We start from the raw sequence: 25,921 nt of genomic DNA, 5'->3' as shown, positions 1-25,921 counted from the left end.
TTTAGACAACTCTGACCGGCACCCTTGGCGCCAGCGCACACATCAGCTCATAACCCACGGTGCCGGATGCTGAAGCCACATCATCAATTTTGACGTTGTCGCCCCAAAGTTCAACCTGACTGCCTATTCCCGCCTGTAAGCACGGTGTCAGATCAACGGTGATCATATCCATCGAAACGGCCCCAACGATCTGCGTCTTTTCGCCATCGACCCGGATCGGCGTACCGGTGGGGGCATGACGCGGGTAACCATCAGCATAGCCGCAGGCCACGACGCCAATACGCTGACTGCAGTTTGCGCGGTATCGACTGCCATAACCCACCCCGGATCCGGCTGCGAGCTGCTGAACGGCGATAACTTCGCTGGTGAGGGTCATGACCGGCTGTAAACCGCTACCGGCAATATCCTGCCACTGACCGCTGGGAGAAGCCCCATACAAAATAATCCCCGGACGAACCCAGTCGTAATGCGTCTGTGGATGCCATAGCGTGGCGGCGGAGTTTGCCAGCGAACGAGGGCATTCAAGCCCTTCTGCTGCCTGCTCAATGCGTTTCAGCGGCTCGGCAACACCCTCCGCCGACTCTGCATCGGCAAAGTGTGCCATCAGCGTCAGCTCGCCGACATTCTCCAGCGATCGCAGCTTCTGCCAGACGCCATGCACCCGTTCGGGCTGAAAGCCAAGGCGGTTCATGCCGCTGTTCATTTTGAGATAGATATCAATGGGGGCAGAGAGCTTTGCCTGGGCCAGCGCATTAATTTGCCAGTTGCTGTGCACGCTGGTGGTTAGACGATAACGGTCAAGGATCTGCAGATCGTCCGGGTGGAAGAATCCTTCCAGTAACAAAATCGGTTTTTTCCAGCCGCGCTCACGCAGTAATATCGCCTCTTCCAGGTTGAGTAAGGCAAAACCATCGGTTTCGTTCAGGCTCTGCCAGACGTGGTCAATGCCGTGCCCGTAAGCGTTAGCTTTGACCACTGACCACAGGCGCGCACCACCCGCAGTATAGCGCGCTATGGCCAGATTTTGCCGCAACGCGGCGCGGTTTATCGTTGCGACAATCGGACGAGACATATCCTCTCCTTGTAACTATGCGATGAGTTAACGAACATTGACACTGTGCAGCGAACGAACGGGGGCAGGGTTGAAGCCAGGCAGATAGCGTATCACCGACAAATCGTCAGCAGAAATAGCCGGCGTGCGCCCGGAAATGATATCTGCCAACAGTTGCCCGGATCCGCAAGCCATGGTCCAGCCAAGAGTACCATGACCGGTATTAAGATACAGGTTTTTCAACGGGGTACGGCCAACAACGGGTGTGCCATCCGGGGTCATCGGACGCAGGCCACTCCAGAACGTTGCCTGCCCAATATCGCCCCCTTGTGGATAAAGATCGCGAACGACCATTTCCAACGTCCTGCGACGTGCAGGCAACAGCTGCGTATTGAAACCGACAATTTCAGCCATGCCGCCCACACGGATACGATTGTCAAAACGGGTAATTGCCACTTTATAGCTCTCATCCAGCACCGTGGATAGCGGAGCCGCTGTTGCATCTTTAACGGGGATAGTCAGCGAGTAACCCTTCAGTGGATAGACAGGGAGTTTAACGATATCATCCAGCAATCCGGTAGAGAAGGAGCCAAGTGCCACGACGTAGGCATCTGCTGTTATACGCTCACTGCCGCATTGCACGCCTGCAATGCGGTTGGCGTCCTGTAGCAACGCATCGACTGGCGTATTGAAACGGAAGTTGACACCAGCGGCCACCGCCATTTCCGCCAGACGCTGAGTAAACAACTGACAGTCACCTGTTTCATCGTTGGGTAAGCGTAGTCCTCCCGTCAGCTTGTGATGTGTGGTCGCCAGCGCAGGTTCGACCTGGCTCAGTTGCGCCGCTTCAAGCAGCTGATAAGGCACGCCCGCCTCGCGTAACACTTCGATATCTTTAGCCGCGCTCTCATACTGCTGAGCGGTACGAAACAGCTGCAGTGTTCCTCCCTGGCGACCTTCATAGGAGATGCCGGTCTGATGGCGTAGCGTTTTAAGGCAGTCGCGACTGTACTCTGCAATACGTACCATACGACTTTTATTCTGCTGATAATGGCGCATATCGCAGTTACGCAGCATCTGCCACATCCATTCCAGCTGGAATCGACTGCCATCAAGACGGATGGCTAATGGCGCGTGTCGCTGAAACATCCATTTAATGGCTTTCAGCGGCACGCCCGGTGCTGCCCAGGGAGCCGCATATCCCGGCGATATTTGCCCGGCATTTCCGGCACTGGTTTCCAGCGCCGGTGCAGGCTGACGGTCAATCACCGTGACTTCATGTCCGGCCTGGGCCAAATACCAGGCACTTGCCACGCCAATCACCCCACTACCCAGAATGACAACACGCATACCGACCTCATTCAGTGCAAAATAGAATAATATGCTGAAATGATCGCTTAACATTGGATTAAACAACCAAAATGAGCAGGTTATCTCAGCAGCAATTTCTAATTATTTTTTACCAAAATGCCTAAAAAATACAATATGGCTGAACGAGTTCAGTGCTAAATACTCCGTGAAAGCTTTTCAAAGCAGGGAATGTGTTATATCCAGCATAAATGCGTCATCGTCAGCATTTTCACACCTAAATCAGATCGCTCAGATAAAACAGGATTTTATGCTAAAAATACTTATTGAGGGTGCGTTTACCCTGTTATGGCGTTATTTTTTTTATTTGCGCTCTATTTTCTATCGAAAATTTCCATTGTTTTATCGCGAGGGATTAGAGACAGTGAACTATCATTGAGAGAACGGGTTTACTTCAAGGCTTTGTCGGTGCGCTAATGTTGAGCTGACAGGTCGATATGCAAACGGATCTTTTACTGCCCGATCCGCTTTTGTAAATAAAGGAGTGCGCTATGACCACCTTTTTTGATCTGCCGGTTGAGGACAATCAACGACTCAATGACGGACCGGACTGGACCTTTGAATTGCTTGACGTTTACCTCAAGGAGATCGACCGCGTCGCCAAATCCTACCGGCTGGAAACCTATCCCCACCAAATCGAGCTGATTACCTCTGAGCAAATGATGGATGCCTATTCAAGCGTCGGTATGCCAATCAATTATGCTCACTGGTCATTCGGCAAGAAATTTATTGAAACAGAGCAGCGCTATAAACATGGCCAACAGGGGCTGGCGTATGAGATCGTGATCAACTCTAATCCCTGTATCGCCTATCTGATGGAAGAGAACACCATGACCATGCAGGCGTTGGTGATAGCGCACGCCTGCTATGGTCATAACTCGTTTTTTAAAAACAACTACCTTTTCCGCACCTGGACCGATGCAGGTTCGATCGTCGATTATCTTATTTTCGCCCGAAACTACATATCACAGTGTGAAGAGCGTTATGGTGTTGAACAGGTGGAACGTTTGCTGGACTCCTGCCATGCCCTGATGAATTACGGCGTTGACCGCTACAAACGCCCGCAAAAAATTTCATTACAGGAAGAGAAAGCGCGGCAACACAGCCGTGAGGAGTATCTGCAAAGTCAGGTGAACATGCTGTGGCGCACCCTGCCGCGACGTGAACATGAAGAAGCTCATTTAGCCAGCGCACGTTATCCGGCAGAGCCGCAGGAAAACTTGCTCTACTTCATGGAGAAAAATGCCCCCCTGCTCGAACCCTGGCAGCGGGAATGCTTGCGTATAGTCCGCAAAGTCAGCCAGTATTTCTATCCACAGAAACAGACTCAGGTGATGAATGAGGGCTGGGCGACCTTCTGGCATTACACGATCCTTAACCATCTGTACGATGAAGGGAAAGTGACCGAGCGCTTTATGCTGGAGTTTTTGCACAGTCATACCAACGTCGTATTCCAGCCACCGTATAACAGTCAGTGGTATAACGGCATAAACCCTTATGCGTTGGGTTTCGCCATGTTTCAGGATATTAAACGCATCTGCCAGCATCCTACCGAAGAAGATCGCCACTGGTTCCCGGATATCGCGGGTTCAGACTGGCTGGATACTCTGCACTTCGCCATGCGCGAGTTTAAAGATGAGAGTTTTATCAGCCAGTTCCTGTCGCCAAAAGTCATGCGCGACTTACGCCTGTTTACCGTGATGGATGACGACCGTAATAACTTCCTGGAAATAGCGGCTATTCATGATGAAGCTGGTTATAGGAAAATTCGCCAACAGCTCTCCGATCAGTACAACCTGAGCAATCTTGAACCCAATATTCAGGTCTATGACGTGGATTTACGTGGTGACCGATCGCTGACGTTGCGTTATGTGCCGCACAAGCGGGCGCCTCTGGATAACAGCCGACGTGAGGTGTTAAAACATGTGCATCGGCTGTGGGGCTTTGACGTTAAGCTTGAACAGCGTAATGAAGATGGCAGCGTTGAGATCCTTGACCGCTGCCCTCCACGCCTCGGAACCGTTATCTGACCTGGCGGTCTCACGGCGGCACCTGACAGGCTAAACCTGATCAACTGAAGGGCGAGTGGCTGGCTGCTCGCCCTTCAGGCACTTTGCATCACGACCGTCAGCTCCCCCGTGGCATGTCGGTTGGCATACTGACCTGCATACTGTGCCAGATCTCACCGCTTCGACGGCCATAATCCCTGACGCAGTCAACAATCAATTCATGTTGTTGAGTATTCAGAATATTCAGCAACTGCTGGTAAAATGTTTGAGCCTGTCGGCGCGCCTCGGGATTCGAGAAGTAGTGACGACCTACGCGAGTGTACAGCCCCTTTAACCCATTAATAATAAGGCCATAAATCGGATTGCCGGAGGCAAACGCCAACCCGCGAAAAATGCTGTAGTCGAGATCGGTATAAGCCACTGCATGGTCTTCAACCTGCCTTGCCGTCTCCAGAACCTCACGCGCTTTATCCGGATAGGTTCGAATAGCACGGCGAATGAAGATTGAGGAGATATTGGTACGAACGGACAACAGGTTATCGATAAGCTGTGGCACGCTGTCGTGGTCAAGTCGCGCCAGCGTTTCAAGAATACTTAAGCCGGAGGTTTCCCAAAAGTTATTCACTTTTGTTGGCTTTCCATGTTGTATGGTAAGCCATCCATCACGCGCCAGTCGCTGCAGAACTTCACGCAACGTGGTTCGGGTAACGCCTATCAGTTCGGAGAGTTCGCGTTCAGCGGGGAGAATCGACCCCGGAGGGAAACGACTGTTCCAGATGCTTTCAATAATATACTCTTCCGCGAAACCCGCCGGGCTCTGCGCCTTAATGACCATAGCGTTATATTTCCGTTGCGTTTATAACTGAGAATTATACCAATCATAGCAGAGGCCCCTGGCATCACCTAGCCAGCCATGCAGCCAAAAGGAGATCGCAGGCAAAAATCAGCTAGATTTCTGTTTATCAGGATGGCTCTTGCCCAATGACTCGTCCGCAGGGTGAGTGTATTTATGCAGGTAATAATGCTGCTGTGGGACTGTTTAAGTATTTTTCATGCCTATATTTCTTGCTGGTAGGGTGGCACGCAGCCACTTTTGGTTTAAACTGCCGGGTAAACGCCTCTTACACGGACAGATTCATGTTGAGATACCTTAATCGCTGCTCTCAGGGCCGGGGAGCATGGCTTTTGTTAGCCCTGACCGCTTTTGCTCTGGAAATGAGCGCTCTTTATTTCCAACATGTTATGCAGCTTCCACCCTGCGTAATGTGTATTTATGAGCGCTGTGCTCTGTTTGGCATCATGGGAGCGGCTCTTGTTGGTGCCGTTGCGCCAAAGACCCCGTTACGCTGGGGAGCTATTCTGATATGGCTTTACAGCGCGTGGCAAGGCCTTCGTCTGGCAAGGGAACACACCATGATTCAGCTGCATCCCTCCCCGTTTGTCACCTGTGATTTTGCAGCTCGCTTCCCTTCCTGGTTGCCACTGGATAAATGGTTACCGTCGGTGTTTGTTGCCAGCGGTGACTGCGCGGTGAAATCCTGGTCGTTTCTGACGCTTTCTATGCCTCAGTGGTTGTTGGGGGTCTTCGCTGCCTACCTGCTGGTCGCCGTACTGGTGCTGATCGCTCAGGCATTTACCGCCAAAAGACGCGATCTGTTCTCGCGCTGAAGACAATCAGGGCCAGCGATGACTGGCCCTCGTTTTTACCCATTCCTGTGACAAGCTCTGCCGCTGCTGTGCCAACCCCGTATATTGAAATAATTATTTACCGTACCAGCGTGGACGGTTGATAATGTGCTCTTCCCAGTCAACAACTTCGCTTTCATGCACCGCGATGTGGCGCACTGAAATGCGCGCGGCATGCATGTGCGCACGCGATCCGCTGCGCAACGGATGCCAGGGCGGCAACGACTTACCTTCAGCGAGAACGCGATAAGCACAACTTGGCGGCAGCCACTGGAAAGTCGGCAAATTTTCCCGGGTAAGCTTAATGCAATCCTCTTCTAATTCGAAACGCTGCTCATAATGACGGCACTGGCAGGTTTTAATATTGAGCTGGTTGCAGGCCACGTTGGTGAAGTAGATCTCATCTGTGTCAGCGTCCTGCAATTTATTCAGACAGCATTGACCACAACCATCACATAAGGATTCCCATTCCTCATCGCTCATTTGTTCCAGCGTTTTACGCTGCCAGAAAGGGTTCTCAGTCATGTTCGCGTCCGGTAAAAGTAAAAACCCGCACCTTATAAGGGGTTTGGGCGTAAGATGCAAGCTTTACAGCACGCGGGTTGATACCGTGCGCCCGCCCAGAGAAAGCGCCAGTTTGTCACCAGACTGCATCGGGCCAACGCCCTCCGGCGTTCCGGTTAGGATAACGTCACCGGCGCGCAAGGTGAAATAGCGACTCATATAGACAATTAACGGCAGGATCTTGTGGATCATCCCGGCGGTCCTCCCCTGCTGACGAACTTCGCCATTAACAGTCAGTTTCAGCTCTACGTTCTGGGGATCGTCTTGAAACTCGCTTACCGGGATAAAGCCTGACATCGGGCAAGAGTTATCAAACCCTTTGGCCTTTTCCCATGGCTGCCCGGCCTGCTTACATCCGGCCTGCACCTCACGAAGGGTGAGATCGAGCGCGATACCATAACCTGCAATTGCCTGCGCAACATGCTGTTCACTTGCCTGTTTAAGCGTAGAGCCTATGAGCACCGCAAGTTCAATTTCGTGATGTACGGCACCGAGACCCTGCGGAACAGACAGTGGCTGGCGGAGATCGCAAATCGCCGTTTCCGGCTTGATAAACAGTACTGGCTCAGACGGGATGGCACCTCCCATCTCTTCGATGTGTTTCGCATAGTTACTGCCAACGCAAACCACTTTGCTTACCGGAAAATCCAACAATGCGCCCTGCCAGTTATGGTGCTGATACATGCTGTTCCCCTGCCTGTTTGATAAACACTGCCGGCTTGATACCGACGCGAATTTGAAGCATGCCCTGGTGACAGGTCAGACGCAATCCCGTGCCTTAAGGATATTCGCTTCAGTCATTACTCCGAATGTACTGAACGGAAATTGCGATGAAATGCGCCAACATTACAGCCCGGCATCAGGCTTAGGTCAGTCATACACAAAGAGGGCAGCTTCGGGCTGCCACTCATTAATTGCTATACCCGCCGGCAAATTTTGAATTTAATAAGAAAGCGTTATTTGATCTCGGCGGAGACAGGGACACAGATAATTCCTAACTAATCTTTTACCACGCCATTAAGATGTATCTTAAGCAAGCTCTCTGGCGGCGGCGGTAACTGTAAATAAAAGCCATCATCTTGTAGCGCCGTTTTCACTTTTTCAATGTCTGCACCTACCAGCTTTTTGCTGCCGTCAAGCGGCAGTATCATCGCCAGTCTGGGTTTTCCGAACCCCTTGAGTAGGGCTTCGGGTACGCGAGAAAAATCGTCTTTTTTCTCTACATAAAGATAGGTTTGGTCACGTTGAGGACTTCTATAGATCACACAAAACATGTTTTTACTCGAATTAAACCGATGTTGGCTTGCCTGAATATAACAGTAACTATAACATGCTTGCAGAACTTCTAAATATTACCTGGCTGGGTGTTACGCCATAAAGTGGCGTAAATTTGTCCGGGATGAGAAATAACAGGACAAAGCGGGACAGATGTCACAATCGTCAATCGAGTTGAAAGGCAGCAATTTTACGCTGTCGGTTATTCATTTACATCATACCGACCCCGCAATCGTGCGCAAAGCACTTGAGGAAAAGGTCAGTCAGGCGCCTGCTTTTCTGAAAAACGCGCCAGTGGTAGTCAATGTTGCAAACCTGACCAGTGAAGTAAATTGGCGGCAGATGCAGCAGGCCATTCTGGAGTCCGGCTTGTTCATTGTTGGCATTAGCGGCTGCAAAGATGAACAGCTAAAGCGCATCATCACGCGTTCTGGCCTGCCGGTGCTAAATGAAGGCAAAGAGCACAAAAATAACATCGATATTCCCCCTGTAGCCACTTCGACTGAGCTGGCGGTGGTTAAAACGCGGCTTATTTCTTCTCCCGTACGTTCCGGCCAGCAAATTTACGCTAAAGATTGCGATCTTATTGTCACCAACAGTGTCAGTGCGGGCGCTGAACTGATTGCTGACGGCAACATTCATATTTATGGCATGTTGCGCGGACGCGCTCTGGCTGGAGCAAGTGGCGATAAGAATTGTCAGATTTTTTGTACCAGTTTAACCGCAGAGCTGGTATCTATTGCCGGGAATTACTGGATTATGGACCAGATCCCGGCTGAGTATTTCGGCAAAGCGTCGCGTCTTTGTCTTAAAGACGGCGCATTGACTATACAGACATTGAACTGAGCCATGCTCAACAGCTTTTTCTTTTTCAAGGAAATTACTATATGGCACGCATAATTGTTGTTACATCGGGTAAGGGAGGCGTAGGTAAAACTACGTCCAGCGCGGCCATCGCTACCGGTCTGGCACAGAAAGGTAAAAAAACCGTTGTTATCGATTTTGATATCGGTCTGCGTAACCTCGATCTGATCATGGGCTGTGAGCGCCGCGTCGTCTATGACTTTGTGAACGTGATTCAGGGCGATGCCACTCTCAATCAAGCACTGATCAAAGACAAACGCACAGAGAATCTCTTTATTCTTCCTGCATCGCAGACCCGCGATAAAGACGCGCTGACCCGGGATGGCGTGGAGAAAGTATTAAACGATCTTGGCAAAATGGATTTCGACTTCATCGTTTGCGACTCACCAGCCGGAATCGAAACGGGTGCGCTGATGGCGCTTTATTTTGCTGATGAGGCCATTATCACCACTAATCCGGAAGTCTCTTCGGTACGTGACTCTGACCGCATCCTGGGCATTCTGTCTTCCAAGTCCCGTCGGGCAGAGAACGGGGAAGAGGCGATTAAAGAGCATCTGTTACTGACGCGTTATAATCCGGGCCGGGTCAATCGTGGTGACATGCTCAGCATGGAAGACGTGTTGGAGATACTGCGTATTCCTCTGGCTGGCGTCATTCCTGAAGACCAGTCAGTGTTACGCGCATCGAACCAGGGGGAGCCGGTTATCCTTGATGCTGAATCAGATGCAGGTAAAGCTTACGCTGATACCGTCGACCGCCTGCTTGGAGAAGATCGTCCCTTCCGCTTCATTGAAGAAGAGAAGAAGGGTTTCCTGAAACGCCTGTTTGGGGGATAAACCATGGCCTTACTCGATTTCTTTTTATCCCGAAAAAAGAGCACAGCCAATATAGCCAAGGAACGGCTACAGATCATCGTGGCGGAACGCAGAAGGGGCGACTGCGAGCCCCACTACCTGCCCCAGCTGAAAAGGGACATTTTGGAAGTGATTTGTAAATACGTGAAAATTGATCCAGACATGTTGAGCGTAAAGCTGGATCAAAAAGATGATGATATTTCCATTCTGGAGTTGAACGTCACGCTGCCTGAAACAGAAGCGGAAGAAATGCATAAATGATCTCTTCCTGCTCATAACATCCCCCTGCCTGTGCAGGGGGATGTTTGTTTAATCAGTCTGCCGCGAGGATCTCGGCAATACCTGCGTCCAACAGAACGCCACGCCAGCCGTCAACCAGTTCAGGTTTCCCCTGCTGAGGTTTGAGTTGCCAGTGCCAGTTTAATAGCTGATTTATCTGACGCCTTGATGCTAACAGCTCCTGACTGACGCCGTGACGCTCCGCCGTTTCGGCTACCAGTTCTTTAAGGCTCTTAAATATCTGCTTATAACGTGGATAGTCAATAAGGTTGGCTACAGGTGGCGGTAACTGTTCCTCCTCCAACGCCTTCGCCTTGGCAACCATCTTCAACAGCGCATTGCCGTGAAAACGAATCTCCTGCCCTGATAACCCTAAGTGATCCAGTTCTCCCAGGGTGCCGGGCATAAAGCGTGCAACCTTCCACAGATTCTCTTCACGAACGACAAAGTTTACCGCCATATCCTTTTCACGCGCTATTTCCAGTCGCCATGCGGCCATCAGGCGCAATGCCGCCAGCTGCTGTGGGCGTAACTGCCAGGCGTTAGTGATTTCCCGGTAGGCTTCTTGTGGTTTCAGTACGCTGGTGCGGCGCTGACAGAGCAAACGACACTCATCAAGCGCAGCGGCCATCTGACCTGCCGCTTCGGTTTCGTCTACCAGCTTACTGGCAATGGGCAGTAAATAGAACACATCGGCAGCCGCATACCGGCACTGCTTTTCACTCAATGGTCGTGCAAGCCAGTCGGTGCGCGATTCACTTTTATCCAGCGCGATGCCGGTAAAGGATTCAACGATAGTGGCAAAACCGCAGGATAAGGGACGCCCACTAAATGCCGCGAGGATCTGCGTATCAATCATTGGCTGCGGCAGCACGCCAAATTCATGCTGAAAAACTTCCAGATCCTCGCTCCCGGCATGCAGGTATTTTATGACCTGCTGATCCAACAGCAGATCTCTGAAGGGAGTCCAGTCGGTAATGGGAAGTGGATCAATCAGAGAGATAGTCTCTCCATCGTAAAGCTGGATCAACCCCAGACGGGGGTAGTAAGTACGGGTACGAACAAATTCAGTGTCCAGCGCCAGCGCCGGAACCCGGCGCGCGCGCAGGCAAACGTCGGAAAGCGCTGCGTTCGTGGTGATCATGGTGTAATTCAAGTTAGTATTCTCTCGTCACCGGCCGGGTCGTTGCGGTGGTCAATGGTAAGTGCAGAGTAAACATGCCGGGCGGCCCGGCATAGTATGTCAAGGCAAGCGCCTCAGGGGCATCAGCGTGACTGCTGCGTCATACTGGTGACTTCCTCGCGCAGTTGGCGTCGCAAGATTTTACCCACGTTGGTCTTTGGCAGCTGATTGCGGAATTCAACAATTTTGGGAACTTTGTAGCCTGTCAGATAATTTCTACAGTGGGCAATCAATTCATCTGCGGTCAGTGAAGCATCTTTCTTCACTACGCAGATTTTCACCGTTTCACCGGCGACATCATCCGGCACGCCAATGGCTGCCGCTTCACCCACTTTAGGATGCAGCATCAACACATCTTCAATTTCATTCGGGTAGACGTTAAACCCGGAGACCAGAATCATATCTTTTTTACGATCGACAATACGCAGGAAACCTTCCTCATCAACGGTAACAATATCACCGCTGCGAAGCCATCCATTTTTTAATACTTCTTCGGTATCCTGCTGGCGCTGCCAGTATCCTGACATGACCTGAGGCCCTTTGATGCACAGCTCGCCTGGTTCTCCAGCGGCCGTTTCGTTTCCGGCGTCATCGACCAGCATAATATCGGTAGAGGGCACGGGTAAACCAATGCTGCCATTGTGGTGCTGAATATCATAAGGGTTGACCGATACCAGCGGCGAACACTCCGTTAGCCCATAGCCCTCCAGCAGATAGTGCCCGGTGAGTTTCTCCCAACGCTCGGCAACCGTTTTTTGTACGGCCATACCGCCGCCTGCTGACAGGTTAAGCGAGGAGAAATCCAGCCGATTAAATGCCGCATCATTCAGTAGCGCGTTAAACAGGGTGTTGACACCGGTAATTGCCGTGAACGGATATCTGCCCAGCTCTTTGACCAAAGCCGGAATATCGCGTGGGTTTGTTATCAGCAGGTTGGCTCCGCCCAGCTCCATAAACAACAAACAGTTCACCGTAAGGGCAAAGATATGGTAAAGCGGCAATGCCGTTACTACGGTCTCTTCACCCGCTTTCAGCAGTGAACCGTAGGTCGCTTTGGTCTGCTCAAGATTAGCCTGCATATTGCGATGGGTCAGCATCGCCCCTTTGGCCACGCCAGTAGTACCGCCGGTATATTGCAAAAATGCCAAATCGTCATTAACAATGTGCGGTTTGGCGTATTCCATCCGTGCGCCACTTCGCAGCGCCTGGCGAAAAGAGACCGCCCCGGGCAGATGATAAGTCGGCACCATTTTTTTTATATACTTAACCACAAAGTTGACCAGCGCCCCTTTTGCGGCTGAAAGTTGGTCGCCAGGGCTGGTAAGGATAACGTGCTTTACCCCGCTGTTGGCCATTACTCTTTCCAGCGTATGGGCAAAATTGGTTAAGATAACAATGGCGCTGGCACCGCTATCCTTCAGCTGATGTTCGAGTTCTCGTGGGGTATATAGCGGGTTGACGTTTACCACGACCATCCCGGCGCGCAGTATACCGAACAGGGCGATCGGATATTGCAGTAGATTGGGCATCATCAGTGCCACCCGATCGCCTTTCTGCAAACCCAACCCCTGTTGCAGGTAGGCCGCAAATGAACGGCTAAGCGTGTCTAAATGGCTGAAAGAGAGGCTCTGCCCCATATTGATAAACGCCGTTTGCCTGGCGTAACGCAGTGCGGCATGTTCAAACAGGTCGATAAGCGAGCCGTAACGATCGGGATTAATCTCTGCCGGTACATCGACGGGGTATCGGTTTAACCAAACCTTATGCAAAGAGTTGCCTCGGAATTTGATATTGGACGTCATCGCAGTCTCGATTTTCCAGCATTTGTTAACATTACTTTAACTCATTACACCCATTTGCTACGCGTTCTCCAGCCAGGTTGCGAAGCCCATCACTAAATTATAAGTGAATAAAAACCGTTAACACGGCATACCCGTGGTGCGGATATGCAGTGAAGTGATGGACAGAACCGCTTATTCAGTGAGGATAGTCTGCACGCGAGCCGGACCAGGGTTGTAGTAGCCCCAGGGAGCAGGCCCCCAATATCCGCCACGATGATGGCCATAATCCGGGCCATACCAAATCCATGGGTCAATGGGTGCTGGCGCAATAATTTGCTGGCTGGGGTGCCAGCGCTGGTAGCCGGTAACGTTGACGATCAGGAAGGTGTATTGTGCATCACCAATTTTGCCTTTTTCAACGCCGCTGATGGGGCCAACCACGGTGACCATCCGATCGCTAAAATCTACCGGGTCAATAAAGCCATTGACATCCGCATAAATGCGCCCTAAAGACGGCGAGCCGAGTATCGGTCTGGCACCTTCATCAAGCGGCATGGCCGCGATTTCGAGGCGGGTCTTACCCTTGCGGTTATCCACTTTGATGACCTTGCCACCAAAACGTGATTCCTGACCGGTATACAGCTGCGGGGCAGCCAGCACCCGCACCAGATCCTGCTGCGGTGTGGCGGTCGTACCTTTAATCGAATCCGGCACCGTTATGCAACCGTTTAGCAACAGCGAGACAAGCAACAAGCCACTGAACTGCCACAACTTTGTTTTACGCATAAAAATTCCTCTGGTTTTGCTACTTGGACTGCGCATTTGTTAAATAGTTGCTGAGGCTTAGTCACGCCCGGGTAATTTTTTCCATGCGACATCGTTACGTAAGTATGTGGGTTCCGCGTGCTCAGGGGCCAACGTTAATCCTTCTGACAGCGCCTGCTGCGCAAGCGGAAGCATGTCTTCGGCGCACGGAAGCTCAACTGCCGTCATCACCAGATCGAGCCTGTCGAACCCGGCTATCTGCGGCCAGGCTTTCCAGCCCGTACCGACGCAGGCCCACTGGCCGCTCAGCGCCGCCATACGTTGCACTGCGGCCTCAGGTTTCAGTACCGCTTCAGTCTCTTCGCCGTGCCAGATGCCCTGCTCATCACGCTGATATTCTGCCCAATAGACTTCCCCCATACGCGCATCAATCGTTGCCAGCACGCGGGTTGCACCCTGTTGCCGCCATGCGCTTTGCGCCATCGTTTTCAGGGTTGAAATGCCGATTAAGGGTAGCCCGGCGCCCAACGCTAACCCCTGAGCGATACCAATACCAATTCGCACGCCGGTAAAGCTGCCGGGGCCGCGACCAAAGGCCAGTGCATCCAGCTCGTTTAACGCCACCCCGCCCTCCTGCAACAGCTGCTGTACCAGCGGAAGGATGCGTTGCGTATGTTCACGGGTGCAAAGCTCGAAATGGGCCAGCTGATGCTGATTATTCAATAGTGCGACCGAACAGGCCTCTGTCGCCGTATCAATCGCTAATATTCGCGTGGACATAGCCACCTCAAGGGTAAGGAATTTTCGGGCGCGTAGCATATCATATTGCTACCTTCATTCATTAGTGCTGCCCGCTGGCTTTGAGAAAATCCACGGCTTTTTGCAAATCGCGGGTGCGCGGCGTTGGCGGCAGGCTGTTAACGAATACCGCACCGTAAGGGCGCATGACCAGACGATTATCGCAAATCACCAATACGCCCCGGTCATTCACATCGCGGATCAGACGACCAACCCCCTGCTTCAGGGTAATCACCGCATCCGGCAGCTGAACCTCCGCAAAGGGATCGCCGCCGCGTACCTTGCAGTCTTCCATGCGCGCTTTTAACAGTGGGTCGTCGGGAGAGGTAAACGGCAGCTTATCGATAATCACCAGCGACAGTGCATCACCACGCACGTCCACCCCCTCCCAGAAGCTGCTGGTCGCCACCAGCAACGCATTGCCTGCCGTCACAAACTGTTTCAGCAGTTGGCCTTTGCTGGTTTCTCCCTGTAACAGGACTGGCAGGGTCAGCGTAGCGCGGAACTCGGCCGCTAAATCGCGCATGACCTGGTGAGATGTACAAAGGAAAAAGCAGCGGCCGTTATTTGCCTCGATTAACGGCCGTAACATATGCGCCAGCTGACGTGCGCCGCCGGGCTGATTAGGCGATGGCAGGTGACGCGGCACGCACAGCAGGGCCTGGCTGGCAAAGTCAAACGGGCTGGTGAGGATCAACGCTTCTGCCCCGCCTACGCCGAGACGCTCAACAAAATGGGTCATCTGTTCATTCACCGCCAGCGTCGCCGAGGTGAAGATCCAGCTGGCGGGGCGCTCATCCATCACTTCACGGAAACGATCTGACACCGACAGTGGCGTCAGCGCCAGCACAAAATGGCGCGAGTTACATTCATACCAATAGCTGAAGCCTGGCTGGCTGACATCCTTCAACCGTTTCAAACGCCCGCGATATAGCGCAGCACGTTCAAACGCCGCATCCAGCAGTGCGGAACGGCCGAGGGAGAGTTTAGCCACGTCATAACACAGCTCCAGCGCGTCATCGAGCAGCAACAGCGCGCGCTGGATAGGTGCATCGCGCAGCAGGTCGCGCAGATTGCCGCGAAAGCCGGGGTCGCCCAACGACAGTCGAAAATCCTGAGCGCTTTGCGCCAGGCGGTCGGCGGCCTTTTGCAGCTGTTGTACATCACGAATTTCGGTGCGGTACGCAATGGTGATGTCTTTCGCCAGATCGAGCAGCTGGCGGCTCGATAACTGCTGGCCGAAATACTGGCTGGCAATATCCGGCACCTGATGGGCTTCATCGAAGATCATCACATCAGCATCTGGGATCAGCTCGGCAAACCCGCCCTCCTTTACCACCATATCGGCAAGGAAAAGATGGTGATTAACCACCACCATATCGGCATCCATTGCCTTACGACGGGCTTTCACCACAAAGCAATCTTTATATTGTGGGCAGTCGCTGCCGAGGCAATTATCATTGGTGCTGGTCACCAGCGGCCAGATGATGCTGTCTTCTGCTACTCCGCCACAGGTGCTGATATCGCCGTCGACGGTTTCATTTGACCAGCCGCGCAGATGCACCAGGTCGCTCATCGCCTGCACCGCCAGCTCACCGCCCGCCATCGATTGCTGCTCCAACCGCTCCAGGCACAGATAATTAGAGCGCCCTTTAAGCAGAGCCATGCTACCCTTGAATTTCAGCGCTTTTGCCACCGTAGGCAAATCGCGGCTGTATAGCTGATCCTGCAACGCCTTGGAACCGGTAGAGACGATCACTTTTTTCCCGGAGCGCAAAGCCGGAGCAAGGTAAGCATAGGTTTTTCCAGTGCCGGTTCCCGCTTCAACCACCAGCTCGCCTTTATTTTCGATGGCACGAGCCACCGCCGTGGCCATCTCGCGCTGAGGTTCACGCGGCCTGAAGCCGGGTATTGCCTGCGCCAGGGCGCCATCTGCTGCAAAATCGTCTGTCACATATCCTCACGGGCGGTAAAAACGACTGTAATTATGTCAGTATCTGCCTGCACACTCCACCCTTTAGGTGACAGGCCACACCAATCTGTGCCAGTCTGATGCGGTTTTTAGTGGAGATGAAAAGGAACCAGTATGACCATTGAACGCATCGACCCGGAACACCGCATGTCCGAAGCGGTAGTACACAATGACACGGTCTACTACACCAGCGTGCCCGATAATCTGGATGAGGACGCTGAGGCGCAGACGGCAAATGCGCTGGCGACAATCGATAAGCTGCTCACGCGTGTTGGCTCAGATAAAAGCAAGATCCTGGACGCAACCCTGTTTCTGGTACACAAAGAAGATTTTGCGGCGATGAATCGTGCCTGGGATGCGTGGGTGTCGCCGGGCAACGCGCCGGTACGCTGTACCGTGCAGGCAAATCTGATGGATGAGAAATACCGGGTGGAAATTAAGATTATTGCAGCAAAATAGTTTGCCCCCCTGCCGCGCTGTGGCAGGGGCTGGCCCATCGGTTATTCTTCTTCCGGCTCTTCTTCGTCGTGGTTGTTGTCGCCCATATAGTCTTCTTCGTCTTCGTCGAACATTACGGCAACATGACCACCGGTATGATTCTCACGGATTTCCGCCGCCACCGTGCCGATTGCCTCACCGCTACTCATTCCTTCGGCCATCAGTTGCTGAATGCGTTCTACAGCCTGTTGCTGCTGTTCATATGACAACGCGGGTAATCCTGTGAACATAGTTAACTCCTGGGTGGTTTACACCACGGATTATTTCACGGGTGACAAAGAGATGCCAGTGGGATAAAAATATGTCAGGCTTAGCTTCTGTAATGTACTGGCTGCTGAAGAATCATGTCACCTGTTTATCATTCTCTGACTTATGCGCCCGATGCCGTTGAGCATCAGTTCGCCGCTCTCGCTCATCTGCCATGGGCGATGCTACTCCATTCGGGATTTGCCGATCACCACGACAATCGCTTTGATATCCTGGTCGCCGGGCCGCGTGTCACGCTGACAACACGCGGTGAGCAAACGGAAATAGCAGCGGATGGCCACTTTATGACCAGCAGCGCCGATCCGCTGGCACTCCTGCAGCAGCAGCTGGAAAATTGCGGTTTGCAGGCCGTGCCTGACGACGATTTTCCTTTTCAGGGCGGTGCGCTGGGGCTGTTTGGTTACGATCTTGGACGCCGCTTCGAGAAATTGCCCGTCAGTGCAGAACAACAGCTCACAACGCCGGATATGGCTGTCGGGATCTATGACTGGGCGCTGATCGCTGACCACCATCGCCGAACGCTGACCCTTGTCGTGCACGGTGATGCCGCAAGCAAACTGAGCTGGCTGGAAGCGCAACGCCCGCTACTGCCGGAACCTTTTCGCCTCACCAGCCGCTGGCAGGCGAATATGTCACGCACGGAGTATGGGGAAAAATTCCGTCAGGTTCAGCAATGGCTGCTGGCTGGCGACTGTTATCAGGTTAATCTGGCACAGCGTTTTGCCGCGACGTACCACGGCGATGAATGGCAGGCATTTTGCAGGCTGTGTAAGGCTAACCGCGCTCCGTTCAGCGCATTTTTGCGTTTGCCCGACAGCGCCATCCTCAGCCTGTCTCCCGAACGCTTCATTAAACTTGAGCGGCAACGGATTGAAACCCGGCCGATCAAGGGAACCCTGCCCCGCTTTGCCGATCCTGATGCCGACCGCCGGCAGGGAGAAAAGCTGGCGCAGTCGCCGAAAGACCGCAGTGAAAATCTGATGATTGTTGACCTGCTGCGTAATGATATCGGCCGGGTGGCGACACCGGGCAGCGTAGAGGTTCCCGAACTGTTCGTGGTGGAGCCATTCCCGGCGGTGCATCACCTTGTCAGTACTATTACCGCCGAGCTGAAGTCCGGACTTACCGCCTGCGATTTACTGCGCGCCTGCTTTCCCGGCGGCTCGATCACCGGTGCGCCTAAGGTCAGGTCGATGGAGATTATTGAAGAGCTTGAACCACAACGCCGCAATGCCTGGTGCGGCAGCATCGGCTACCTTAGCGTCTGTGGGCGCATGGATACCAGCATTACTATTCGCACGCTGATTGCCGAACGCGGCACGCTGTACTGCGCGGCCGGAGGGGGGATCGTCGCCGACAGCGATGAAGCGGCGGAGTATCAGGAAACCTTTGATAAGGTGAACCGCATTCTGCCCTGTCTGGAAGCGGGTGCCGATGAATCCTGAACATACCCTTCTGGAACGCTTCCTGACGCGCTTTCTGTTACAACCTCCTGCTACGCAAGAGCACAGCCACTTACCCCGGCGACAGGCGGCGGTATTAGTGCCAGTGATCGCACATGCCGCACCAACCTTATTGTTGACGCGACGAGCCGCCACGCTGCGTCAACATGCCGGTCAGGTCGCCTTTCCGGGTGGCGTGAGAGACGCCCTCGACAGTTCCCCGATCGCCACCGCCCTGCGGGAAGCGCAAGAAGAGGTGGCTATTCCTCCGGAGGCGGTAAGGGTGATCGGCGTTCTGCCGCCGGTGACCAGCAGCACCGGCTTTCAGGTTACCCCGGTCGTCGGCTTATTGCCTGCCGATATTTGCTGGCAGCCGAACGAAGGCGAAGTTGAATCGGTGTTCGAGATGCCGCTGGCAGAGGCGCTGCGTCTTAGCCGCTATACGCCACTTGATTTTAAGCGCGCGGGGCAACTTCATCGCGTGTGGCTCTCATGGTATGACGACTATTTCATCTGGGGCATGACCGCCGGAATTATCCGCCAGCTTAGCCTGCAGGTGGCAAACAGCGCATAAGGCAAACAAAATGTCGCCATATACGGAGATAACCGTTTTTTTACATTTCTTTTCGCCAGAATTTGGCTTGATATCGATCCTAATCACTGCAATGTGGTGTGATTTCATTTATATTTCTCGCAAAACAGGTGCGGTCTTTCGTGAACATCCCCACCACGTCATCAAATCCTTTAAGGAGCATCCAGCGTGATTAGCGTTTTCGACATGTTTAAGATCGGCATCGGCCCGTCAAGCTCTCATACGGTAGGCCCAATGAAAGCCGGCAAACAGTTTGTCGACGATCTGGTGGACAATCACCAGCTCTCATCGGTGACGCGTATTGCTGTCGATGTATACGGTTCTTTGTCACTGACCGGTAAAGGCCATCATACTGATATCGCCATTATTATGGGGCTGTCCGGTGCTTCGCCGCAAAGCGTTGATATTGATGCCATCCCCGGCTTTATTCGCGATGTTGAACAGCGCCAGCGCCTGCTGCTGGCTAACGGCGCACATGAAGTCGATTTCCCGCGTGAAGGCGGTATGGTGTTCCGCAGCGACAACCTTGTACTGCATGAAAACGGCATGAGTATTCATGCCTTCGCCGGTGACCTGAAAATTTACAGCAAGACTTACTATTCGGTCGGCGGGGGCTTTATCGTCGATGAGGAGCACTTCGGTCAAACGGCGCTCAATGCGGTGTCGGTTCCCTATCCGTTTCATTCCGCTAAAGAGATGCTGGCTAACTGCCAGATGACCGGCCTGTCCCTGTCCGGCATGGTGATGAAAAACGAGCTTGCCGTCCACAGCCGTGCGGACATTGAACGCTATTTCACCGACGTGTGGCAAACCATGCGCGACTGTATCGACCGTGGCTTAAATACGGAAGGGGTACTGCCCGGACCGCTGCGCGTGCCGCGCCGTGCATCAGCGCTGCGCCGCCTGCTGGTCTCCTCCGACAAGCTTTCAAGCGACCCGATGAACGTCATCGACTGGGTGAATATGTTTGCGCTGGCGGTCAATGAAGAAAATGCCGCCGGTGGACGTGTGGTGACCGCCCCAACCAACGGTGCCTGTGGCATTGTCCCGGCGGTGTTGGCCTACTATGACCATTTTATTGAACCGGTCAGTCCGGATATTTTCATTCGCTATTTTATGGCCTCCGGTGCTATCGGCATTCTGTATAAAATGAATGCTTCTATCTCTGGTGCTGAAGTCGGCTGCCAGGGTGAGGTGGGCGTCGCGTGTTCAATGGCTGCGGCCGGGCTGGCAGAACTGTTGGGAGCCAGCCCTGAACAGGTTTGCGTTGCAGCTGAAATCGGCATGGAGCACAATCTTGGGCTGACCTGTGACCCGGTGGCGGGCCAGGTTCAGGTTCCCTGTATCGAACGTAACGCGATTGCTTCGGTTAAGGCGATCAACTCCGCACGCATGGCAATGCGCCGCACCAGCGAAGCGCGAGTCTCGCTGGATAAAGTGATCGAAACGATGTACGAAACCGGTAAAGACATGAACGCCAAGTACCGCGAGACATCGCGCGGTGGCTTGGCCATAAAAGTGCAGTGCGATTAAAGAGCAAGAAAAAACCGGGAGATCCCCGGTTTTTTTGATAGCCATTAATGCTCGTCGTCGTCATGCTGCCGGGTAACGCGCACCAGGTCAATGCGATAATCGGTCGCTTCGATAATCTGGAAGCGCAACGGCGGCATAGCGATCACTTCTCCGGGCTTGGGCAACTGCCCTTTTTGTTCAATCAACAAACCCGCCAGTGAAGCGTGATCGTCTTCAGGCTTGACCAGATCCTGATTATCCAGCAAATGTTGCAGAGAGTGCAGATCCGTCCCTCCTTTCACCAGCCAGCCATCGCCATCAGCAACGATATCCGGGGTTTCGTCCTCGTCCGGGAACTCGCCGGCGATGGCTTCCAGCACGTCAAGCGGCGTAATCAATCCCTGCACCACGCCAAATTCATTGGTCACCACGACAAAACTGCCCTTGGCACGGCGTAAGACACCCAGCAGGTTCAGCGGGTCAAGCGTTTCCGGCACAATGATTGCCGATGTAGCCGCCGCGAATGTGGCAACGTCCATACCATGATCCAGAGCTACCAGCAGCTCCTTAGCGCGCACCACACCGACAATTTCATCCAGCTCACCACGACAAACCGGGAACAGGCTGTGCGGGGTATCCAATAATTGAATTCGAATTTCATCCACCGGACGCGTCGCATCTACCCAGGAAATCTCGCCACGCGGCGTCATGATACTGCGTACCGAACGTGAAGCCAGAGTCAGTACGCCATTGATCATATAACGCTCTTCGTCTTTAAACGCTTCCTGCGGCATAATGGCTGCCACTTCACTGTTTTCACTATTGTGGCTGTCGCTCTGACGGCGTCCGCCCATCAGCCGTTGGATCGCCTCGGCGGTTCGCTCACGCATAGGCCGCCGTTCCTGATGACGCACAAAGTTACGCCGGGCAATCTGGTTGAATAACTCAATCAGGATTGAGAAGCCGATTGCCGCATACAGATAACCTTTAGGAATATGGAAGCCGAAACCTTCCGCAACCAGGCTCAGACCAATCATCAGCAGGAAACTGAGACACAGCACCACCACCGTTGGATGAGCGTTAACAAAATGAGTCAGCGGCTTTGAAGCCAGCAGCATCATGCCCATAGCGACCACCACTGCCGTCATCATCACCGGCAGGTTGTTCACCATACCCACCGCAGTGATCACCGCATCGAGCGAAAACACGGCATCAAGAATGACAATCTGCACCACAACCGACCAGAAACTGGCGTAGCCTTTATGGCTCCCGCCGTGCATGTCGCGGTTTTCCAGCCGCTCATGAAGCTCCATGGTGGCTTTAAATAACAGGAAAAGCCCCCCCACCAACAGGATGAGGTCGCGCCCCGAGAAACTGAACTCGCCCACGTTAAACAGAGGACGGGTCAGCGTGACCATCCACGAAATCAGTGACAGCAGCCCTAATCGCATCACCATGGCCAGCGACAGTCCGATCAGACGCGCTTTATCACGCAGCTTCGGGGGAAGTTTATCTGCCAGGATGGCAATGAACACCAGATTATCGATGCCCAGTACGATTTCAAGAACGATCAGCGTGAGCAGACCGGCCCAGATTGAGGGGTCTAAAAGAAATTCCATGAAAGACTCCGGAAAAAGGAACGGGAAAGCGCAGCAGACGTCAGATTGAGCATGCGGCAGAGATGACAAACGAGGGTATATGAGGTTACGTCAGGAGACGTTGAGGCAAATGCCGGGTAGCCCGGTTGCATGATTAAGCGACTTCGGTGACAGTCCATAGGGAGGGCTGAGGCCCGTTACTCCTGTATGAAAAAAGGATCCCTACTTTATCAGCTGCCCGATGCAGGTCAAAATAATTTCTTGTACAGGACTATTTTGCACCACGGCAAGGCTATTTATTACACGGTTTAGCTTTCTCGCTGCCACAAACGAAGGGTGAAGTCCGTTTCGCAGGCGAACTGCTCGCTGGTGGCCAGAATCCCCCAGACTTCCGGGCGGGCGCGCCAGGCAAAAGGCGTCATCTGCAATAATGCTGCTGACTCTTCGCTGTTCAGCGTCATCGCATAACTCAGCTGCTGCTGTTCAATCAGCGTAAAGCCGGGCATCTGTTCCGGGGTGTTATCATGCAGCTGGACATCCTGATAGATCAGCGCCTTAAACTGCAGCAGATGACGCGGCCCGGGTGACACGGTTAGCACATAACCCTGCGGCTTCACTACCCGCGCCAGCTCTTCAGCCTTGCAGGGTGCATAGATACGTAATACGGCATCAAACTGGCTGTGACTGAACGGCAGACGATGACTGGAAGCCACGCAGAATTGCACGTTGTCATAGCGTTTCGCCCCCGAGCGCACCGCTATTTTCGCCACATCCAGCCCGTGCACCTGTGCCAGGCCCCGCGCCTGCAGGCGGCTGGCAACATGATGGGTGTAATAGCCTTCTCCACAACCGATATCCAGCACGCTGACCGGGTGTACTGGCAACAGCTGCATCAGCCAGTCGCCTACTCTCTGCTGCAACGGCTGATAATGCCCGGCATCAAGGAAGTTACGCCGCGCCTGCATCATATCCGCGCTATCTCCGGGTTGCTTTGAGCGTTTATGCTGTACCGGCAGCAGATTGACATACCCCTCTTTGGCCTGGTCAAACTGATGCTGATTCTCACAGCGCCAGGCACGATGATCAAACATCAGCGGCTGCTGGCAAAGAGGACATTGGTACGACATAACAACTCTCCATCAACAAAAGACGCAGCAGTTTACTGCAAAAGGACGGTAAAATCCCGCAGACCGGCCTGTGGCAAACAATAAAAAAGCCCCGTCATTGCTGACAGAGCTTCGGTATTCAGATATCAGCCTGGATTACACGCAGTGCGGCAATGACAAGCTCAGATCGAAAATCAGATAGCGGTGACGTTCACAGCTGCCGGGCCTTTCTGGCCATCCTGAATTTCGAACTCAACGTTCTGGCCTTCAGCCAGAGTTTTGAAGCCATTACCCTGGATTGCAGAGAAGTGTACGAACACATCTTTGCTGCCGTCAGCAGGAGTAATGAAACCAAAACCTTTAGACTCGTTGAACCACTTAACCTGACCTTTAATCTTTGCCATTTTGCAAATTCCTTAGAGAGTTTATTCGCCCGTGGGCTTTACATTCAGAAAAACCAGAGACATTACTGCATGTGGCATTAATTAAGGCTCGGCAAGGAAGTGGTATTCAACGTCAACGTCTTTACTCAGAACTTCTTTACTGAAGATGCCATACATAAACAGAACTGTACCTCGTTTTACCCGAATGTTTATCACATATCCGCTAATTAATGGCAAGTCATTTTTAAAAGGCTGTGGAGGTGTCGCACACATTTGAATCGATGTTTGCTACTTCACAGCGTATGTAACACAACTTGCGCATATTTTCACCCTGCCCCCTTCAAAGGCAGCCTGTACGCACTGTAGGGTACTGCCCTCGCTGCTAACAACCGTTCGACGCTAATATTCAGCTCAGGCAATATTGCATAATAGTGGCAAAGCAAAGTTGAAAGATGTGATTAAAGTTAGCCCGTGAGCAATATGCACGGCCTTCTTTTTTGGTAAAAAAAAACTCGCTAAGTACAACCTTATTTATCAATCGCCCCAAAATCAGAACATTGCCAGGCAACTTGCATCATTAAAACGCATTGTCGGCCAGCCGTTTAATAACGATTATATTATCGGTATTGTGAATGAAATAGATCGGTTCTGAATTATTACCGACTTGTTATAATATAGTTCGTTTAGGAATAATCCCCGATGATATTCGCCAGTAACCTTCTCCCACCGATTTTCCACGCCTTAAAACGGCTGCTGTCTAATCCTGCTGCCTGCATCGCCCGCTCCAACGCTGCTGGTGGCTCATCCAGCGATTCGTCGGCCAGTTCAAAGACTCCCCAATGAATCGGCATTGTCACTGGCTGTCCAATCGCCTGATGCAGAGATACTGCCCGATCGGGCCCCATATGATGATGACGCATGAACCATTCTGGTGCATAGGCCCCCACCGGTAAAGCGGCCAGGTTAAAAGGCCCCAAACGACGCGAAATATCCAGCAGATTATCCGAGTAGCCGCTGTCACCGCTAAACCACAGGTTGAGAGGCCCGGCTTTAATCACCCAGCCACACCACAGCGATCGGTTGCGGTCCCAGGGCGTTCTCATACTCCAGTGACGGGCGGGCACGGCGTGAAGAGTCAGCCCGCTCGTCTGCGTTTGCTGCCACCAGTCAAGTTGCACAACCTGCCGTACACCGAGTCGCTGGAACCATTTCTTCAGCCCAAGCGGAACGACAAAGGTCACCTGTGGAAAACGAACCAGGATTTTTTTGATTGTCCGGCGATCCAGATGGTCGTAATGATTATGCGAGATGAGCACCACATCCAGCGTCGGCAGGTCGTCTATAGCCAGCGCGGGCGGCGTTTTTCGACGCGGGCCGTAAAAACTGAGCGGAGAGGCGCGCATAGAGAGCGCCGGATCGATGAGCGTATAGCGCCCGGCATAGCGTAGCAGCAGGCAAGCATGTCCAAGCCACCAGACGCAATCTTCAACCCCTTTCAAATCGGCAGGTTGCCACCACTGCTGGATAAAATGTTCATAGCCTTGCGCCGGGGGGCGTGGCATCCCTTGCTGCTTGCGTTCGCGCCGCCAACGCTGTAAGTCACCTCTTTGCTGTAAATTTGGCTCAAGGTTACGGAATCCTTCCCGGGTATGATGGAAAAGTGAGGGGTCATACCATGAATTTTTCCGTGCCATCGGAGTTCCTTACCGTTCAGCTAACGCTCAGGTATCAGCCGGGCGTAGTCTTCATTCACGTCCGAAACGCGGCCTTTAGCATTCTGTTCTGCACTTGTTAGCGCGCCAGTCAGACGATGCAGTAACAGGTTTTGGCGTTTCTGCTCTGCCAACAACGATTCCAGTAGTTGGATCTGCTGATTGGCTCTCACGCTAACGCGGTTAACAAAGAACCACGCCACCAGACTTACAATGACCATTATCACGATTATCACAGTTGACGCTATTGCTGTCGCACCACTTGTCAATTCGTTCATTTCTGCCTCGAGGCTAGAGTTGCACTGCCTGGGAAAGGCAACACTGCCGGAGGATTTTACCTGTTCAGGCGCGAATTGACAGTG

26 protein-coding genes and 1 pseudogene are annotated in these 25,921 nt (G+C 52.8%); 9 read left to right on the top strand and 18 right to left on the bottom strand.

The window, feature by feature from the left end:
• Position 1: 1 nt before the first annotated feature.
• Positions 2 to 1,072, bottom strand: coding sequence for a catabolic alanine racemase DadX (dadX, locus tag EPYR_RS08195; RefSeq protein WP_012667933.1), 1,071 nt, complete (start codon positions 1,070 to 1,072; stop codon positions 2 to 4).
• 27 nt (positions 1,073 to 1,099) lie between these two features.
• Positions 1,100 to 2,401 (bottom strand): D-amino acid dehydrogenase, encoded by a 1,302-nt coding sequence (locus EPYR_RS08190; protein ID WP_012667932.1) that lies wholly within the window; start codon positions 2,399 to 2,401, stop codon positions 1,100 to 1,102.
• A 509-nt stretch (positions 2,402 to 2,910) separates the two neighbouring features.
• Here EPYR_RS08190 and EPYR_RS08185 point away from each other — a divergent pair.
• The gene (locus EPYR_RS08185; RefSeq protein WP_012667931.1) at positions 2,911 to 4,449 is read left to right on the top strand and encodes a SpoVR family protein; all 1,539 of its coding nucleotides are present in this window, start codon (positions 2,911 to 2,913) and stop codon (positions 4,447 to 4,449) included.
• A gap of 97 nt (positions 4,450 to 4,546) precedes the next feature.
• Here EPYR_RS08185 and fadR read toward each other — a convergent pair whose 3' ends face one another.
• Positions 4,547 to 5,263, bottom strand: coding sequence for a fatty acid metabolism transcriptional regulator FadR (gene fadR, locus EPYR_RS08180; protein ID WP_012667930.1), 717 nt, complete (start codon positions 5,261 to 5,263; stop codon positions 4,547 to 4,549).
• A 302-nt stretch (positions 5,264 to 5,565) separates the two neighbouring features.
• On the opposite strand from fadR, the gene dsbB reads away from it, so the two are divergent.
• On the top strand, positions 5,566 to 6,096 hold the full coding sequence (gene dsbB, locus EPYR_RS08175) for a disulfide bond formation protein DsbB (protein WP_012667929.1): 531 nt from the start codon (positions 5,566 to 5,568) through the stop codon (positions 6,094 to 6,096).
• Between the two features lie 93 nt (positions 6,097 to 6,189).
• Here the strand turns inward: dsbB and EPYR_RS08170 are convergent, their stop codons facing one another.
• The 3 genes from EPYR_RS08170 to EPYR_RS08160 all read right to left on the bottom strand — a co-directional run bounded on the left by EPYR_RS08170 (position 6,190) and on the right by EPYR_RS08160 (position 7,952).
• Entirely contained in the window at positions 6,190 to 6,639 is a 450-nt protein-coding gene (locus EPYR_RS08170) for a YcgN family cysteine cluster protein (protein ID WP_012667928.1), read from the bottom strand.
• A 63-nt stretch (positions 6,640 to 6,702) separates the two neighbouring features.
• Positions 6,703 to 7,362, bottom strand: coding sequence for a fumarylacetoacetate hydrolase family protein (locus EPYR_RS08165; protein ID WP_012667927.1), 660 nt, complete (start codon positions 7,360 to 7,362; stop codon positions 6,703 to 6,705).
• Between the two features lie 314 nt (positions 7,363 to 7,676).
• Positions 7,677 to 7,952: a YcgL domain-containing protein gene (locus tag EPYR_RS08160; RefSeq protein ID WP_012667926.1), complete on the bottom strand. Its 276-nt coding sequence runs from the start codon at positions 7,950 to 7,952 to the stop codon at positions 7,677 to 7,679.
• A gap of 154 nt (positions 7,953 to 8,106) precedes the next feature.
• Between EPYR_RS08160 and minC the strand changes: the two genes are divergently transcribed.
• From minC to minE, 3 genes are read left to right on the top strand one after another with little or no spacing between them, the layout of a single operon-like run.
• Complete coding sequence (gene minC, locus EPYR_RS08155; protein ID WP_012667925.1) at positions 8,107 to 8,799, top strand: septum site-determining protein MinC; 693 nt, start codon at positions 8,107 to 8,109, stop codon at positions 8,797 to 8,799.
• 41 nt (positions 8,800 to 8,840) lie between these two features.
• Entirely contained in the window at positions 8,841 to 9,653 is an 813-nt protein-coding gene (gene minD / locus EPYR_RS08150; RefSeq protein WP_012667924.1) for a septum site-determining protein MinD, read from the top strand.
• A 3-nt stretch (positions 9,654 to 9,656) separates the two neighbouring features.
• Positions 9,657 to 9,932: a cell division topological specificity factor MinE gene (gene minE, locus EPYR_RS08145; protein WP_012667923.1), complete on the top strand. Its 276-nt coding sequence runs from the start codon at positions 9,657 to 9,659 to the stop codon at positions 9,930 to 9,932.
• 52 nt (positions 9,933 to 9,984) lie between these two features.
• On the opposite strand, the gene rnd is transcribed toward minE, so the two are convergent.
• The 5 genes from rnd to EPYR_RS08120 all read right to left on the bottom strand — a co-directional run bounded on the left by rnd (position 9,985) and on the right by EPYR_RS08120 (position 16,431).
• Positions 9,985 to 11,094, bottom strand: coding sequence for a ribonuclease D (gene rnd, locus EPYR_RS08140; protein WP_012667922.1), 1,110 nt, complete (start codon positions 11,092 to 11,094; stop codon positions 9,985 to 9,987).
• A gap of 122 nt (positions 11,095 to 11,216) precedes the next feature.
• Positions 11,217 to 12,902, bottom strand: coding sequence for a long-chain-fatty-acid--CoA ligase FadD (gene fadD / locus EPYR_RS08135; protein WP_148217834.1), 1,686 nt, complete (start codon positions 12,900 to 12,902; stop codon positions 11,217 to 11,219).
• A 204-nt stretch (positions 12,903 to 13,106) separates the two neighbouring features.
• Positions 13,107 to 13,700 (bottom strand): Slp/YeaY family lipoprotein, encoded by a 594-nt coding sequence (locus EPYR_RS08130; protein WP_012667920.1) that lies wholly within the window; start codon positions 13,698 to 13,700, stop codon positions 13,107 to 13,109.
• Positions 13,701 to 13,757: 57 nt separating this feature from the next.
• Complete coding sequence (tsaB, locus tag EPYR_RS08125; protein WP_012667919.1) at positions 13,758 to 14,459, bottom strand: tRNA (adenosine(37)-N6)-threonylcarbamoyltransferase complex dimerization subunit type 1 TsaB; 702 nt, start codon at positions 14,457 to 14,459, stop codon at positions 13,758 to 13,760.
• A 61-nt stretch (positions 14,460 to 14,520) separates the two neighbouring features.
• A complete protein-coding gene (locus EPYR_RS08120; RefSeq protein ID WP_012667918.1) occupies positions 14,521 to 16,431 on the bottom strand; it encodes an ATP-dependent DNA helicase in 1,911 nt (636 codons plus the stop codon).
• 132 nt (positions 16,432 to 16,563) lie between these two features.
• On the opposite strand from EPYR_RS08120, the gene EPYR_RS08115 reads away from it, so the two are divergent.
• Complete coding sequence (locus EPYR_RS08115) at positions 16,564 to 16,908, top strand: RidA family protein (RefSeq protein ID WP_012667917.1); 345 nt, start codon at positions 16,564 to 16,566, stop codon at positions 16,906 to 16,908.
• A gap of 41 nt (positions 16,909 to 16,949) precedes the next feature.
• Here EPYR_RS08115 and EPYR_RS08110 read toward each other — a convergent pair whose 3' ends face one another.
• Entirely contained in the window at positions 16,950 to 17,177 is a 228-nt protein-coding gene (locus tag EPYR_RS08110; RefSeq protein WP_012667916.1) for a YoaH family protein, read from the bottom strand.
• A 114-nt stretch (positions 17,178 to 17,291) separates the two neighbouring features.
• On the opposite strand from EPYR_RS08110, the gene pabB reads away from it, so the two are divergent.
• The 3 genes from pabB (at position 17,292) to sdaA (ending at position 20,781) form a co-directional block, all read left to right on the top strand.
• Positions 17,292 to 18,659, top strand: a complete 1,368-nt coding sequence (gene pabB / locus EPYR_RS08105) for an aminodeoxychorismate synthase component 1 (RefSeq protein ID WP_012667915.1) — start codon at positions 17,292 to 17,294, stop codon at positions 18,657 to 18,659.
• Positions 18,649 to 19,230 carry a CoA pyrophosphatase gene (locus EPYR_RS08100; protein WP_012667914.1) on the top strand — a complete coding sequence of 194 codons (582 nt, stop codon included), beginning with the start codon at positions 18,649 to 18,651 and terminating at the stop codon, positions 19,228 to 19,230. Before pabB ends, EPYR_RS08100 begins: the two co-directional genes overlap by 11 nt.
• Positions 19,231 to 19,416: 186 nt before the next feature.
• On the top strand, positions 19,417 to 20,781 hold the full coding sequence (gene sdaA / locus EPYR_RS08090) for an L-serine ammonia-lyase (protein ID WP_012667913.1): 1,365 nt from the start codon (positions 19,417 to 19,419) through the stop codon (positions 20,779 to 20,781).
• Between the two features lie 44 nt (positions 20,782 to 20,825).
• Here the strand turns inward: sdaA and EPYR_RS08085 are convergent, their stop codons facing one another.
• From EPYR_RS08085 to EPYR_RS08065, 6 genes and pseudogenes are all read right to left on the bottom strand, one after another.
• Positions 20,826 to 22,379, bottom strand: coding sequence for a TerC family protein (locus EPYR_RS08085; RefSeq protein ID WP_012667912.1), 1,554 nt, complete (start codon positions 22,377 to 22,379; stop codon positions 20,826 to 20,828).
• A 287-nt stretch (positions 22,380 to 22,666) separates the two neighbouring features.
• Positions 22,667 to 23,485 carry a 23S rRNA (guanine(745)-N(1))-methyltransferase gene (gene rlmA / locus EPYR_RS08080; RefSeq protein ID WP_012667911.1) on the bottom strand — a complete coding sequence of 273 codons (819 nt, stop codon included), beginning with the start codon at positions 23,483 to 23,485 and terminating at the stop codon, positions 22,667 to 22,669.
• A 173-nt stretch (positions 23,486 to 23,658) separates the two neighbouring features.
• Positions 23,659 to 23,868 (bottom strand): transcription antiterminator/RNA stability regulator CspE, encoded by a 210-nt coding sequence (gene cspE / locus EPYR_RS08075; RefSeq protein WP_001062678.1) that lies wholly within the window; start codon positions 23,866 to 23,868, stop codon positions 23,659 to 23,661.
• Positions 23,855 to 24,024 (bottom strand): annotated as a pseudogene (locus tag EPYR_RS21515) (DUF2627 domain-containing protein). Before EPYR_RS21515 ends, cspE begins: the two are co-directional and overlap by 14 nt.
• Positions 24,025 to 24,530: 506 nt before the next feature.
• On the bottom strand, positions 24,531 to 25,541 hold the full coding sequence (locus EPYR_RS08070; RefSeq protein ID WP_012667910.1) for an MBL fold metallo-hydrolase: 1,011 nt from the start codon (positions 25,539 to 25,541) through the stop codon (positions 24,531 to 24,533).
• Positions 25,542 to 25,561: 20 nt separating this feature from the next.
• Positions 25,562 to 25,837, bottom strand: coding sequence for a YebO family protein (locus tag EPYR_RS08065; RefSeq protein WP_012667909.1), 276 nt, complete (start codon positions 25,835 to 25,837; stop codon positions 25,562 to 25,564).
• Between the last annotated feature and the right edge of the window lie 84 nt (positions 25,838 to 25,921).

It is taken from the genome of Erwinia pyrifoliae DSM 12163 (assembly GCF_000026985.1).
In the GTDB taxonomy this organism is placed as follows: domain Bacteria; phylum Pseudomonadota; class Gammaproteobacteria; order Enterobacterales; family Enterobacteriaceae; genus Erwinia; species Erwinia pyrifoliae.
The sequence above is the reverse complement of the archived record's forward strand: the minus strand, read 5'-3'. Positions and strand labels throughout refer to the sequence as shown.

Coding starts and splice junctions, on each gene's coding strand:
- dadX (WP_012667933.1), bottom strand. CDS start 1,072: ATGTCTCGTCCGATTGTCGCAACGATAAACCGCGCCGCGTTGCGGCAA.
- EPYR_RS08190 (WP_012667932.1), bottom strand. CDS start 2,401: ATGCGTGTTGTCATTCTGGGTAGTGGGGTGATTGGCGTGGCAAGTGCC.
- EPYR_RS08185 (WP_012667931.1), top strand. CDS start 2,911: ATGACCACCTTTTTTGATCTGCCGGTTGAGGACAATCAACGACTCAAT.
- fadR (WP_012667930.1), bottom strand. CDS start 5,263: ATGGTCATTAAGGCGCAGAGCCCGGCGGGTTTCGCGGAAGAGTATATT.
- dsbB (WP_012667929.1), top strand. CDS start 5,566: ATGTTGAGATACCTTAATCGCTGCTCTCAGGGCCGGGGAGCATGGCTT.
- EPYR_RS08170 (WP_012667928.1), bottom strand. CDS start 6,639: ATGACTGAGAACCCTTTCTGGCAGCGTAAAACGCTGGAACAAATGAGC.
- EPYR_RS08165 (WP_012667927.1), bottom strand. CDS start 7,362: ATGTATCAGCACCATAACTGGCAGGGCGCATTGTTGGATTTTCCGGTA.
- EPYR_RS08160 (WP_012667926.1), bottom strand. CDS start 7,952: ATGTTTTGTGTGATCTATAGAAGTCCTCAACGTGACCAAACCTATCTT.
- minC (WP_012667925.1), top strand. CDS start 8,107: ATGTCACAATCGTCAATCGAGTTGAAAGGCAGCAATTTTACGCTGTCG.
- minD (WP_012667924.1), top strand. CDS start 8,841: ATGGCACGCATAATTGTTGTTACATCGGGTAAGGGAGGCGTAGGTAAA.
- minE (WP_012667923.1), top strand. CDS start 9,657: ATGGCCTTACTCGATTTCTTTTTATCCCGAAAAAAGAGCACAGCCAAT.
- rnd (WP_012667922.1), bottom strand. CDS start 11,094: ATGATCACCACGAACGCAGCGCTTTCCGACGTTTGCCTGCGCGCGCGC.
- EPYR_RS08130 (WP_012667920.1), bottom strand. CDS start 13,700: ATGCGTAAAACAAAGTTGTGGCAGTTCAGTGGCTTGTTGCTTGTCTCG.
- tsaB (WP_012667919.1), bottom strand. CDS start 14,459: ATGTCCACGCGAATATTAGCGATTGATACGGCGACAGAGGCCTGTTCG.
- EPYR_RS08115 (WP_012667917.1), top strand. CDS start 16,564: ATGACCATTGAACGCATCGACCCGGAACACCGCATGTCCGAAGCGGTA.
- EPYR_RS08110 (WP_012667916.1), bottom strand. CDS start 17,177: ATGTTCACAGGATTACCCGCGTTGTCATATGAACAGCAGCAACAGGCT.
- pabB (WP_012667915.1), top strand. CDS start 17,292: ATGTCACCTGTTTATCATTCTCTGACTTATGCGCCCGATGCCGTTGAG.
- EPYR_RS08100 (WP_012667914.1), top strand. CDS start 18,649: ATGAATCCTGAACATACCCTTCTGGAACGCTTCCTGACGCGCTTTCTG.
- EPYR_RS08085 (WP_012667912.1), bottom strand. CDS start 22,379: ATGGAATTTCTTTTAGACCCCTCAATCTGGGCCGGTCTGCTCACGCTG.
- rlmA (WP_012667911.1), bottom strand. CDS start 23,485: ATGTCGTACCAATGTCCTCTTTGCCAGCAGCCGCTGATGTTTGATCAT.
- cspE (WP_001062678.1), bottom strand. CDS start 23,868: ATGGCAAAGATTAAAGGTCAGGTTAAGTGGTTCAACGAGTCTAAAGGT.
- EPYR_RS08070 (WP_012667910.1), bottom strand. CDS start 25,541: ATGGCACGGAAAAATTCATGGTATGACCCCTCACTTTTCCATCATACC.
- EPYR_RS08065 (WP_012667909.1), bottom strand. CDS start 25,837: ATGAACGAATTGACAAGTGGTGCGACAGCAATAGCGTCAACTGTGATA.